The organism is Erwinia sp. SLM-02 (genome assembly GCF_037450285.1).
Classification (GTDB): domain Bacteria; phylum Pseudomonadota; class Gammaproteobacteria; order Enterobacterales; family Enterobacteriaceae; genus Erwinia.
Genome location: NZ_JAQISN010000002.1, coordinates 385,794 through 397,851 on the forward strand (window position 1 = coordinate 385,794; position 12,058 = coordinate 397,851).

At 55.0% G+C, this 12,058-nt stretch carries 11 protein-coding genes; 6 read left to right on the forward strand and 5 right to left on the reverse strand.

All coding sequences use genetic code 11. The features are described from left to right. Positions 1-31 precede the first annotated feature (31 nt). Complete coding sequence (locus PGH32_RS14965) at positions 32-1,336, reverse strand: CYTH domain-containing protein (protein WP_337894441.1); 1,305 nt, start codon at positions 1,334-1,336, stop codon at positions 32-34. A gap of 306 nt (positions 1,337-1,642) precedes the next feature. Here PGH32_RS14965 and PGH32_RS14970 point away from each other — a divergent pair, with 306 nt between their 5' ends. Further along, the gene (locus tag PGH32_RS14970) at positions 1,643-2,263 is read left to right on the forward strand and encodes a TIGR04211 family SH3 domain-containing protein (RefSeq protein WP_314417881.1); all 621 of its coding nucleotides are present in this window, start codon (positions 1,643-1,645) and stop codon (positions 2,261-2,263) included. 148 nt (positions 2,264-2,411) lie between these two features. Then, complete coding sequence (locus tag PGH32_RS14975; protein ID WP_314417879.1) at positions 2,412-3,632, forward strand: multifunctional CCA addition/repair protein; 1,221 nt, start codon at positions 2,412-2,414, stop codon at positions 3,630-3,632. A gap of 32 nt (positions 3,633-3,664) precedes the next feature. Here PGH32_RS14975 and bacA read toward each other — a convergent pair whose 3' ends face one another. Further along, complete coding sequence (gene bacA, locus PGH32_RS14980; protein WP_314417877.1) at positions 3,665-4,486, reverse strand: undecaprenyl-diphosphate phosphatase; 822 nt, start codon at positions 4,484-4,486, stop codon at positions 3,665-3,667. Between the two features lie 159 nt (positions 4,487-4,645). Further along, a complete protein-coding gene (gene folB / locus PGH32_RS14985) occupies positions 4,646-5,005 on the reverse strand; it encodes a bifunctional dihydroneopterin aldolase/7,8-dihydroneopterin epimerase (protein WP_337894442.1) in 360 nt (119 codons plus the stop codon). Positions 5,006-5,112: 107 nt separating this feature from the next. Here folB and plsY point away from each other — a divergent pair, with 107 nt between their 5' ends. Further along, the gene (gene plsY / locus PGH32_RS14990; protein ID WP_314417873.1) at positions 5,113-5,733 is read left to right on the forward strand and encodes a glycerol-3-phosphate 1-O-acyltransferase PlsY; all 621 of its coding nucleotides are present in this window, start codon (positions 5,113-5,115) and stop codon (positions 5,731-5,733) included. Positions 5,734-5,781: 48 nt separating this feature from the next. Here the strand turns inward: plsY and tsaD are convergent, their stop codons facing one another. Further along, positions 5,782-6,795 carry a tRNA (adenosine(37)-N6)-threonylcarbamoyltransferase complex transferase subunit TsaD gene (gene tsaD, locus PGH32_RS14995; RefSeq protein WP_314417872.1) on the reverse strand — a complete coding sequence of 338 codons (1,014 nt, stop codon included), beginning with the start codon at positions 6,793-6,795 and terminating at the stop codon, positions 5,782-5,784. 307 nt (positions 6,796-7,102) lie between these two features. On the opposite strand from tsaD, the gene rpsU reads away from it, so the two are divergent. From rpsU to rpoD, 3 genes are all read left to right on the forward strand, one after another. After that, a complete protein-coding gene (rpsU, locus tag PGH32_RS15000) occupies positions 7,103-7,318 on the forward strand; it encodes a 30S ribosomal protein S21 (RefSeq protein WP_001144069.1) in 216 nt (71 codons plus the stop codon). Between the two features lie 143 nt (positions 7,319-7,461). Next, entirely contained in the window at positions 7,462-9,207 is a 1,746-nt protein-coding gene (dnaG, locus tag PGH32_RS15005) for a DNA primase (RefSeq protein ID WP_314417861.1), read from the forward strand. A 252-nt stretch (positions 9,208-9,459) separates the two neighbouring features. After that, a complete protein-coding gene (gene rpoD / locus PGH32_RS15010; RefSeq protein WP_314417860.1) occupies positions 9,460-11,304 on the forward strand; it encodes an RNA polymerase sigma factor RpoD in 1,845 nt (614 codons plus the stop codon). A 191-nt stretch (positions 11,305-11,495) separates the two neighbouring features. On the opposite strand, the gene mug is transcribed toward rpoD, so the two are convergent. After that, positions 11,496-12,014 carry a G/U mismatch-specific DNA glycosylase gene (gene mug, locus PGH32_RS15015; RefSeq protein ID WP_337894443.1) on the reverse strand — a complete coding sequence of 173 codons (519 nt, stop codon included), beginning with the start codon at positions 12,012-12,014 and terminating at the stop codon, positions 11,496-11,498. Positions 12,015-12,058: the final 44 nt, after the last annotated feature.

Consider the following 12,058-nt stretch of genomic DNA (forward strand, 5'->3'; position numbering starts at 1 on the left):
AACGGGCATGGAAAATAAGCGTTTCTACAACTCAGGCGTTACCGTTTTTCCAGAATACCGGCTGCTTCAAGGCCTGGCGACGATGACCATCCAGCCAGACATCCTGCCGATCGATAATGGCCTGACGCAGCAGCTGCCAGTTGCCCAGCCACGTGTTCACGGCGGCATCGTCATAGCTGCCGGCCAGGAGATGTACGGCGAGCTGCTGGCGATGGAGGCGCGTCAGCTTATCCTGATATTCATTCAGCTGATTAACCTGGCCGAAGGTTTCCTTAAGGTCGGCGGAAATGCGGCCCAGCATAATATCGGTGAAGCGCTTAAAGGAGCCCTGCAGTTTGGCATCGGTTTTCTGATCGATAAAATCACGCCAGCGCGCCGTTGCAATCCAGGTAGTCAGCGCCAGCTGCGTTTCCAGCCAGAGCGGACTGAAGCAGATGGACACCGCATCCAGATCGTCTTCCAGCAGTGCGCCTTCCAGCTCGGTGAGCCGCTGGCGCAGATCGCTGCTGGCCTTACGCGGCACCAGCGCGCCGTACAGGGAAAATGCCTGGCGCAGCGTTTCCAGCGCATCCTGAATTTCACCCAGCGCCTCAGCGTTGCCGCGCAGCCACAGCTCTTCATGATACTGCCACTGGCTGAGCGCCAGCAGGAAAGCGGCCTGCATCCCCTGCTCAACGGTTGCCTTAGGTTTAACCTTAAGCAGCGGAACCGGGCGCAGTTTACGGGGTGGGTTCCCTTTCGCCAGCGCGTAGCCGCGCGCGGCTTTACTCAAGCTTCCCAGACGCAGGCCGCCCATTTTTGCCAGCTCGGCGGCAAAGGCCAGAAGATCGTCACGGTGGCCGCTTTTCAGCTCCAGCTCAATTTCATGCAGGGGTTCACTCAGATCCCCGGCGCTGACTTCACCGAGATCGAAAGCCACTTCAATTTCGCTTTCCAGGTAGCTCACCACCCACTTTTCGCGCACGAAGTTCGTGCTGAACAGCGGATTCAGCTGCTGCTGCAGGGCATCAAGATCGGTTCCCTGAGGCCAGACGTCCGCGGGAAGCTGGTGAATATCCAGTACCGGCTCTTTCAGTGCGACGTTGTATTCCGGCCGCTGGTGCAGGCCACCAATGGTCTGCCCGGCCGTTTTCAGCGTCATCTCGAAACTGTCACCAAAACCCCGGATGCGCAGGCCCATATCCCAGCTGCGCAGCTGGCCGTTGGCGGTTTCGAAGTAGGTGTTACTCAGCTTCTGTCCGGCGGTGTGTACATGAGGCCAGAGAGCCAGCTGGCTGGCGAGTTTTGTCGCGGCATCGGCGGTGGTAATGAACTTTAGCTCGATTTCGATGGTCATAGTGTCTTATCTAAATGATTACCGGCACGGTAAATGGTGGTAGTGTTTGATAATACCCGCAAATTTCCCGATAGCGCAGAAAGAGCTGGTTCAGCCACTGCAAAACGGCGGGTCACTTACGGATCATCGCACCTGTGATATCAAGAAGAGTAATGCACAAGCAGCAGGGATGTCTCTGCTTTATTACGCTTTCGCGCGTTGCCTCCCATGTCGCCTGAGATCAGGATAGTTCTCATTCTGCTTTCCACGAGGCCGCTCCAGACTGTGTTGCTACTTTTGTCCAGTACTTATGCAAAAAGAGTTCGAATGAAAAAAACTCACATTATTGGCCTGACTTTTCTGGCTTTTAGCGCCGTAGCTAACGTGCATGCTGAAGAAAAACGTTACATTTCCGACGAACTCTCGACCTGGGTTCGCAGCGGTCCCGGTAATGACTACCGTCTGATCGGCACGCTGAACGCCGGGGAAGAAGTCACCCTGCTGCAGTCTAACGAGAACAGTAAATATGGACAGATCCGTGACTCGCAGGGCAGGACAACCTGGATCCCACTGAGCCAGCTCAGTGAACAGCCCAGCCTGCGCTCCCGCGTTCCGGAACTGGAACAGCAGGTCAAAGATCTTACCGCCAAACTGGCGAATATCGACGGTAGCTGGAATCAACGCACGGCAGAAATGCAGAAAAAAGTGGCGGGCAGCGACGATGCGATTAACACCCTGAAGGGTGAAAATCAGCAGCTGAAGAACCAGTTAGTGGTCGCCAGTAAAAAGGTGGATGCCGCAAACGTTCAGTTGGATGATAAACAGCGCACCATCATTATGCAGTGGTTTATGTACGGCGGCGGCGTTGCCGGATTCGGCCTGCTGCTGGGTCTGCTGCTACCGCATATGCTGCCGCGCAGGAAGAAAAACGACCGCTGGATGAACTAACCGTCCCGATTTGGCCAGAGGGTATCCGTGGATGCCCCCTTTCGCATACCTGCAATTTGGCATCCCTCCCGGCGGATGTTGTAGTATTACGGCTTACTATAAAAAAATGCTTTCCCTCTGACCTGACGTTTTATTCTGGAGATGTGCAGTGAAAACATACCTTGTCGGTGGCGCGGTCCGTGACGGACTGCTGAATTTGCCGCTGAAAGATAAAGACTGGGTGGTGGTCGGCGCTACCCCCGAGCAGATGCTTGCGCTGGGCTATTCCCAGGTCGGGCGTGATTTCCCGGTTTTCCTCCATCCAGAAAGCCATGAGGAATATGCGCTGGCGCGCACCGAGCGTAAGTCAGGCAATGGCTATACCGGGTTTGTCTGCTATTCAGCACCCGACGTGACGCTGGAGCAGGATCTGGCGCGCCGCGATTTGACCATCAACGCCATTGCACAAGATGCCGACGGCCGGTACTACGACCCTTATAACGGTCGTGCTGATATAGATCAGCGCATTCTGCGCCACGTTTCCGCCGCGTTTAATGAAGACCCGCTGCGCGTGCTGCGCGTCGCGCGATTTGCCGCGCGCTTTGCCCATCTTAACTTTCGCATCGCAGAAGAAACGCTGGAACTGATGCGTTCCATGACCCACAGCGGCGAGCTGAATCACCTGACGGCGGAACGCGTGTGGAAGGAGACGGAAAGCGCGCTGCTGACCCGTAATCCACAGGTCTTTTTCCAGGTGCTGCGCGACTGCGGTGCGCTCGCCGTTTTATTCCCCGAGCTGGACAATCTTTACGGCGTGCCGGCCCCAGCGAAATGGCATCCGGAAATCGACAGCGGCATTCACTCGCTGATGACGCTGGCGATGGCCGCGCATCTGAGCCCCGAGCTGGACGTTCGCTTCGCCACGCTGTTCCACGATGTCGGCAAGGCACTGACATTGCCCGAGAAATGGCCCAGCCACCACGGTCACGGACCGGCTGGCGTACCGCTGGTTGCCGCCCTGTGTGAGCGCCTGCGCGTGCCAAATCACGTTCGCGATCTTGCTCTGCTGGTGACTGAATTCCACGATCTCGTTCACACCATTCAGAACCATTCAGCCGCAACGCTGGTCAACCTGTTCGACAGGCTTGATGCCTGGCGTAAGCCGCACCGCGTTGAGCAGATTGCGCTGACCAGTGAAGCCGATGCGCGCGGCAGGAGCGGGTTTGAAAATAACCCCTATCCGCAGGGAACCTATCTGCGGGAAGCATTCAGAATTGTGTCAGAGGTGCCTACGCGCGATGTGGTCGCGGCCGGATTTAAAGGTGCAGAAGTGAGGGAAGAACTGACGCGCAGACGTATTGCGGCGCTGGAGGCCTGGCAGGCGCAGTAAGGGCGGATCGTCACGACCCGCCCTGTTATGACTTACAGCACAAACACCGCGTATACGGCAGCGGCGATAATAAAGCGGTAGATTGCGAACGGAATAAACGAGATCCGTTTGATGATATGCAGGAAGCTCTTGATAGCAATCAGCGCCACGATAAAGGCGGTGACGAATCCGACCGCAAACATCGGCAGATCGGCGAGGCTCAGGAAGCCCATGCTTTTGTAGAGATCCAGCGCGGTGGCGCCCATCATCATCGGTACAGCCAGCAGGAACGAGAACTCCGATGCGGCATAGCGGCTTACGCCCATCAGCATACCGCCGGAGATGGTTGCACCCGAACGGGAAAAACCGGGCCACAGCGCCAGACACTGGAAGCAGCCGATGATGAAGGCCTGGCGATAGGTGATATCATCCACGCCCACCGCTTTTGGCTGTTTTGGCTTCAGCAGTTCAGCGGCGATCAGCAAAACGCCGCCAACCACCAGCGCATACATCACGTTTACCGGGTTAAACAGCGTTTTAATCTTATCGTGCAGCAGCAGGCCGATAACCACTGCCGGTACCATACCCAGCAGGATGTGGATCAGCGTCAAATGGCCGGTGCCGGTCCCTTCATGCTTAACTTCACCGAAGTGAATGCCAATCAGACCAAATAAACGACGCCAGAACATCACGACTACGGCCAGAATCGAGCCCAGTTGGATAACGACTTCGAAAGTTTCCGCTTTCTCTCCCTCAAACCCCAGCAGATGACCCACAATGATCATATGTCCGGTAGATGAAACGGGGAGAAACTCCGTTAACCCCTCAACTATCCCTAGTATCGCTGCAACCCATAGCTGATGAATATCTGCCATCAAATTACCTTTAGCCCTATAAAATCAATAAAATGGCGGTCGCCAACGCGCCCGCCAATCAGCCCTGAATCTACTTAAAAATCCAGGATCACCCTAAGTCGCAACTTATGACAAACCTTACTGTGATTTGGTTTCATTGTGATGGCAATCACATTGAATTTATTTCGGAATATTACCTCGTTCAATAATCACGCCAACCTGACGCGCCTGCGCGACGGCCCCCGGCTTGCTGACCTTAATCCGAACCCAGGGCGAGGCGAACTGGTTCAGCAGTAATGTGGCAATCTCTTCCGCTACGCGCTCAACCAGTGCAAATTTACCGTTCTGCACGTGGGCAACGATCGCTTCAGAAACATCGGCATAGCTCAGACAGTCATTCACATCGTCGCTGGCGGCAGCTTTACGGTTATCCCATGCCATTTCGACATCGAACACCAGCTTCTGCTGGATGGTCTGTTCCCAGTCGTAAACGCCGATGGTGGTGATAACGGACAATTGATCAATAAATACGATATCCATGATACGGCTCTCTGTTTTTGTGGTTGCCGGATACCATCCCCGGCGGTTTATGCGTATTATCCACGGATGTTAACCACAAAACGACCCCAACAAGACGGAACGGTGTTATGAGTGTATTCGCGCTTGGCATGATCATTTTCGCGTATCTGTGTGGTTCTATCTCCAGCGCGATTTTGGTCTGCCGACTGTTCGGATTGCCGGACCCCCGCCAGAACGGATCGGGCAACCCTGGTGCCACCAACGTACTGCGCTTAGGCGGGAAAGGTGCGGCGGCAACGGTGCTGGTTTTTGATGTTCTTAAAGGCATGCTGCCGGTCTGGCTGGCCTACAGTCAGGGCATTACGCCGCTCTACCTCGGACTGACCGCCATTGCAGCCTGCCTTGGCCATATTTATCCCGTCTTCTTTCATTTCAAAGGCGGCAAGGGCGTTGCAACGGCATTCGGTGCCATTGCCCCGATCGGCTGGGATCTGACCGGCCTGATGACCGGAACCTGGCTGCTCACCGTGCTGCTCAGTGGATATTCATCGTTAGGTGCCATTATCAGCGCGCTGATTGCGCCGTTTTATGTCTGGTGGTTCAAACCGCAGTTCACCTTCCCGGTGGCGATGCTTTCCTGCCTGATCCTGCTGCGGCATCATGACAATATCCAGCGCCTGTGGCGCGGCCAGGAAAGTAAAATCTGGAAGAAGAAAAAGAAAAACGGCCAGGATAAATCCCAGCCGTAGTGAAAGGCAGTCAGCCTGAAACAGAGCGATTTCAGGCGATTTTCGGGCTTAAATCGCCGGCAGTTCAGCCAGCGGCCAGCGAGGACGCACCGTGACGTTCAGCCCGGCGTAGGTGCCGCCTTTAAGACGCACCATGCCCGCGTAGGCAATCATCGCACCGTTGTCGGTACAAAACTCAGGCCGGGCATAAAACACTTCGCCACCGCGCTTCTGCATCATCTCTGCCAGCCTGCTGCGCAGCGTGCGGTTAGCGCTGACGCCACCCGCAATCACCAGCCGCTTAAAGCCGCTTTCATCCAGCGCACGACGGCATTTTATCGCCAGCGTATCCACCACCGCATCTTCAAACGCGCGCGCAATATCGGCACGGGTTTGATCGCTGTTGTCATTATCCCGAATGGTATTGGCGGCGAAAGTCTTCAGGCCGGAGAAGCTGAAGTCCAGCCCCGGGCGGTCGGTCATCGGCCGTGGAAACACAAAACGCTTCTCCACGCCCTGCTGCGCCATTTTCGACAGCATCGGCCCGCCGGGATAATCCAGCCCCAGCAGCTTCGCGGTTTTATCGAAGGCTTCACCGGCGGCATCGTCAATCGATTCGCCCATCAGCGTATACTCGCCGATGCCGGTCACGCTAATTAACTGGGTGTGACCGCCGGAAACCAGCAGCGCAACGAACGGGAATTCCGGCGGATTCTCTTCCAGCATCGGCGCCAGAAGGTGCCCTTCCATATGATGAACGGCAATCGCCGGCACATCCCATGCGAAGGCCAGCGAACGACCAATCGTTGCCCCCACCAGCAGCGCACCGACCAGTCCCGGTCCGGCCGTGTAGGCTACGGCATCGATATCCTGCGCCTGAAGGCCCGCTTCACGCAGCGCCGCCTGGATCAGCGGGACGGTTTTACGCACGTGGTCGCGCGAAGCCAGTTCAGGCACCACGCCGCCGTAGTCGGCATGCAGTTTGACCTGGCTGTAAAGTTGGTTAGCGAGCAAACCCGCAGCATCGTCGTAAATGGCAATGCCGGTTTCATCGCAGGATGTTTCAATTCCGAGAACACGCATGGCTGTCTTTTTACCTCAATTCTTGCGGCGCGCAGTGTAGCACGCGCACGCTTTTAGCGGCGGCAATTTTAACCTTCCTGCGGTTAACTGTTGTGCAAAAAGCAAATTTTTTCCCACCGCCGATAGCGGTTTGATGTATAATCGGCCCCCTGAAAAAAGCCGGCAGCCGCACAGGCGCATCTGTTGGTTACTTTATGCTATGGTGCTTTACAACGCAGCCTGTGTTGGAGTAAAATTCCGCACCATTTTGAAATGAGCTGGCACTGATGCCAGCGGCAAAACCGAATTTATCCGAGGTGAGAGTTACATGCCGGTAATTAAAGTACGTGAAAACGAGCCATTTGACGTAGCACTGCGTCGCTTCAAGCGTTCTTGCGAGAAAGCAGGCGTTCTGGCTGAAGTTCGTCGTCGTGAGTTTTATGAAAAACCTACTACCGAACGTAAGCGCGCTAAAGCGTCTGCAGTAAAACGCCACGCGAAGAAACTGGCTCGCGAAAACGCACGCCGCACTCGTCTGTACTAATCTTTTGAGGGTTCGCCCTCACGTTTCACAGACAAGTTAGTAGTTATCAGGCCGTGCTTTCCGAAAGGAATGCGCGGCTTGTTCTCGTTTATAGCCATAAGTGAATAACGGATTATTCTCAGGGCAGCATTCGAAGGGGATTTATGGCTGGACGCATTCCGCGTGTTTTTATCAATGACTTACTGGCTCGCACGGACATCGTGGATCTTATCGATGCGCGCGTTAAGCTAAAAAAGCAGGGTAAAAACTATCACGCATGCTGTCCTTTTCATAATGAAAAAACCCCCTCCTTTACCGTCAACGGCGAGAAGCAGTTCTACCACTGTTTTGGCTGTGGTGCGCACGGTAACGCCATCGACTTCCTGATGAACTACGACCGTCTGGAGTTTGTCGAAAGCATTGAAGAGCTGGCGACAGCCTATGGTCTGGAAGTGCCGTACGAAAGCGGTTCCGGTCCCAGTCAGCTTGAGCGCCACCAGCGTCAGAGCCTTTATCAGTTGATGACCGGCCTGCGCGATTTCTATCAGCAGTCGCTGTCTCAAAGTCAGGCCGCGGGCGCGCGTGATTATCTCGCCCAGCGCGGGCTGAGCAATGAGGTTATCCAGCACTTTTCTATCGGCTTTGCTCCCGCAGGTTGGGATAATGCCTTAAAGCGTTTTGGCCGTAATCCGGAAGATAAGCAAACGCTGATCGATGCCGGCATGCTGGTGACCAACGACCAGGGACGCAGCTACGACCGTTTTCGCGAACGCGTAATGTTCCCCATCCACGATAAACGTGGTCGGGTCATTGGCTTCGGCGGCCGCGTACTGGGCGACGGGATGCCGAAGTATCTGAACTCGCCGGAAACCGATATTTTCCATAAGGGTCGCCAGCTTTACGGCCTTTATGAAGCGCAGAAGAATCATCCTGAACCGGCAAAACTGCTGGTTGTTGAAGGCTATATGGATGTGGTTGCCCTGGCGCAGTTTGGCGTGGATTACGCCGTGGCGTCTCTGGGAACCTCAACCACGGCAGAACATATTCAGCTGTTGTTCCGCACCACCGATACGGTTATCTGCTGCTACGACGGTGACCGGGCGGGGCGCGAAGCCGCGTGGCGCGCGCTGGAAACGGCCCTGCCTTACATGAATGACGGACGTCAGCTACGCTTTATGTTTCTGCCCGACGGTGAAGATCCGGACACGCTGATTCGTAAAGAGGGCAAAGAGGCGTTTGAGGCGAGGATGGAGCAGGCCATGCCGCTGTCAGGGTTTCTGTTTGATACGCTGATGCCGCAGGTTGATCTACGCTCTCCTGATGGCCGCGCCCAGCTCAGTACGCTGGCGCTGCCGCTGATAAGCCAGGTGCCCGGCGAAACGCTGCGCATCTATCTGCGCCAGGAGCTGGGCAACAAGCTGGGCATTCTTGATGACAGCCAGCTTGAAAAACTGATGCCCGGAAAGGCCGAAAATGCGATACCGCCCACGCAGCCTCAGCTAAAACGCACGACCATGCGTATACTTATCGGGCTGCTGGTGCAGAATCCACATCTGGGTGCCATGGTCCCTTCCCTTGAAGGACTGGAGCAGTCCGAGGTGGCAGGATTCCCGCTCTTTGTAGAATTAGTGAGTACTTGCGTTGCTCACCCTGGCCTGACGACCGGACAGCTACTAGAGTTATACCGTGGAACAAAATTTAGTCAGAGCCTTGAAACGCTGGCAACCTGGAACCATATGATCGTTGATGACGAAGTCGACACCATGTTTCAGGACGCACTGGCCAGCATGTACGACGCCGCGCTGGAGCGTCGGCTTGAAGAGCTGATCGCCCGCGACCGCACCCACGGCCTGAATGCCGAAGAGCGCCGCGAACTGTGGGCCCTCAGCCAGGCGCTGAAAAAGCAGTAAAAGCCGTATCGGCTACAATACAGATTAGTGACAGCGGATGACAATTTTATTGCTCACCCGCTCAGGCGACAGAATTCAGAAGCGCGAGCTTCGAAACAAGATCTCAGCGGCTTAGGTGCCGATTATCCGTCAGGTAGACCCTGACAGCCGCCACGATGGGCAGCGGCAATAATCCAAACGCCCTCACTGTTATTGTTGGCATCTTAGCCGACCGACACCAATCTAATTTAACAGAAGTGTGGATACCGTCTTATGGAGCAAAACCCGCAGTCACAGCTGAAACTTCTTGTCACCCGTGGTAAGGAGCAAGGCTATCTGACCTATGCCGAGGTCAATGACCATCTGCCGGAAGATATCGTCGACTCCGATCAGATCGAAGACATCATCCAGATGATCAACGACATGGGCATTCAGGTGGTAGAAGAAGCACCCGATGCCGATGATCTGATGCTGAACGAAAACAGCACCGATACGGATGAAGACGCCGCCGAAGCTGCTGCTCAGGTCTTATCCAGCGTCGAATCCGAAATCGGTCGTACAACCGACCCGGTGCGCATGTACATGCGCGAAATGGGTACCGTTGAGCTGTTAACGCGTGAAGGCGAGATCGATATCGCCAAGCGTATTGAAGATGGTATCAACCAGGTTCAGTGCTCCGTCGCGGAATATCCTGAAGCCATCACTTACCTGCTCGATCAGTACGATCGTGTTGAAGCGGGTGAAGCACGTCTGTCCGACCTGATTATCGGCTTTGTCGATCCGAATGCTGAAGAAGATCTGGCCCCTACTGCTACGCATGTAGGTTCCGAGCTTTCTGAAGAAGAACGTGAAGACGACGAAGATGAAGACGAAGAGTCTGACGACGACAGCTCAGAAGATGATAACAGCATCGACCCTGAACTGGCGCGCGAGAAGTTTAACGATCTGCGCGTTCAGTATGAAGCAACCCGTACCGTCATTAAGGCGAAAAGCCGCAGCCACGCTGATGCTATCGCTGAAATTCAGAATCTGTCCGACGTCTTTAAACAGTTCCGCCTGGTGCCGAAGCAGTTCGACTACCTGGTGAACAACATGCGTACCATGATGGACCGCGTTCGTACCCAGGAACGTCTGATCATGAAGCTGTGTGTTGAACTGTGCAAAATGCCGAAGAAAAACTTCATCACCCTGTTCACCGGCAATGAAACCAGCGAAACCTGGTTCAAAGCCGCACTGGCGATGAACAAACCGTGGTCAGAGAAGCTGAACGATGTTTCAGACGATGTGTATCGCAGCCTGCAAAAGCTGCAGCAGATTGAAGAAGAAACCGGGCTGACCATTGAGCAGGTTAAAGACATCAACCGTCGTATGTCGATCGGTGAAGCGAAAGCCCGCCGTGCGAAGAAAGAGATGGTTGAGGCTAACCTTCGTCTGGTTATCTCTATCGCTAAAAAGTACACCAACCGCGGTCTGCAGTTCCTCGACCTGATTCAGGAAGGCAACATCGGCCTGATGAAAGCGGTAGATAAGTTTGAATATCGCCGTGGCTATAAGTTCTCAACTTATGCAACATGGTGGATCCGTCAGGCGATTACCCGTTCTATCGCCGACCAGGCGCGTACCATTCGCATCCCGGTACATATGATTGAGACAATCAACAAACTCAACCGTATCTCCCGTCAGATGCTGCAGGAAATGGGCCGCGAGCCAACGCCGGAAGAACTGGCCGAGCGTATGCTGATGCCGGAAGATAAAATCCGTAAGGTGCTGAAAATTGCCAAAGAGCCAATCTCGATGGAGACGCCAATTGGTGATGATGAAGATTCACATCTCGGTGATTTTATCGAAGACACCACGCTGGAGCTGCCGCTGGACTCTGCCACTTCTGAGAGCCTGCGTTCCGCAACCCACGACGTGCTGGCTGGCCTGACGGCCCGTGAAGCAAAAGTTCTGCGTATGCGTTTTGGTATTGATATGAATACCGACCACACGCTGGAAGAAGTCGGCAAACAGTTTGACGTAACGCGTGAGCGTATTCGTCAGATCGAAGCGAAGGCGCTGCGCAAGCTGCGCCACCCAAGCCGCTCCGAAGTGCTGCGCAGCTTCCTTGATGATTAATCGAGGTATTGCGTAGTCAAAAATGGCCCCTCAGGGGCCATTTTTTTTGCAGAAAACGAACAGCTTATGTGCCATCTTTGGCCTCCTTCTCCATTACTTTTCAGCAGGTAAAAGGCTACCTTTCGTTGTCGGTCGTAAAGAGCAGCCTCACTTTGATTAACATCAAGTGGGGCTTTTCTCTTTTTAAACGCTTAAACGCCTCGCGCCGTCAGCGCCTGTTCCAGCGCCGCATAGGCCGCGCTCATTTCATCCTGTGAAGCACGATTCAGCCCGCTGGGGTTAGGCAATACCCACACTTCGGTATCCCCGATTAACTCCGGCTGCCGGCCCCACACCACTTTGCTGCGGCGAAACGCCTGCTGATAGGCCTGCTTTCCCAGCACGGCCAGCGCCGCGGGCCGATAGCGTTCGATTTTTTCTCTTAGCGCCAGCCCACCGTCGCGCAGTTCGTTGCCCGCCAGTTCGCTGGCCAGCACGGTCGGACGCTCCACCAGCATGGTAATACCGCAGCCGGTTTCCAGCAGGCGCTGCTCCTGCTCGGGTTTGAGCTGAGTGCGGGTAAATCCCGCCTGAAATATGGTTTTCCAGAAGCGGTTACCCGGGTGGGCAAAGTGGAAACCGGTATGCGCGGAAGACTTCCCGGGATTGATACCGCAGAACAATACCCTGAGGCCGGGCTGAATAATGTCCGTAATGCCATGCGCTTCCATACTGCAAAAACTCCTTTCAGGCGGGCCTCGGGTTAAAGAGGCCC

Bases quoted from the DNA above. Each gene is read 5' to 3' on its own strand.
- bacA (WP_314417877.1), bottom strand. From the start codon at position 4,486: ATGGCAGATATTCATCAGCTATGGGTTGCAGCGATACTAGGGATAGTT.
- plsY (WP_314417873.1), top strand. From the start codon at position 5,113: ATGAGTGTATTCGCGCTTGGCATGATCATTTTCGCGTATCTGTGTGGT.
- rpsU (WP_001144069.1), top strand. From the start codon at position 7,103: ATGCCGGTAATTAAAGTACGTGAAAACGAGCCATTTGACGTAGCACTG.
- PGH32_RS14970 (WP_314417881.1), top strand. From the start codon at position 1,643: ATGAAAAAAACTCACATTATTGGCCTGACTTTTCTGGCTTTTAGCGCC.
- rpoD (WP_314417860.1), top strand. From the start codon at position 9,460: ATGGAGCAAAACCCGCAGTCACAGCTGAAACTTCTTGTCACCCGTGGT.
- mug (WP_337894443.1), bottom strand. From the start codon at position 12,014: ATGGAAGCGCATGGCATTACGGACATTATTCAGCCCGGCCTCAGGGTA.
- folB (WP_337894442.1), bottom strand. From the start codon at position 5,005: ATGGATATCGTATTTATTGATCAATTGTCCGTTATCACCACCATCGGC.
- dnaG (WP_314417861.1), top strand. From the start codon at position 7,462: ATGGCTGGACGCATTCCGCGTGTTTTTATCAATGACTTACTGGCTCGC.
- PGH32_RS14965 (WP_337894441.1), bottom strand. From the start codon at position 1,336: ATGACCATCGAAATCGAGCTAAAGTTCATTACCACCGCCGATGCCGCG.
- tsaD (WP_314417872.1), bottom strand. From the start codon at position 6,795: ATGCGTGTTCTCGGAATTGAAACATCCTGCGATGAAACCGGCATTGCC.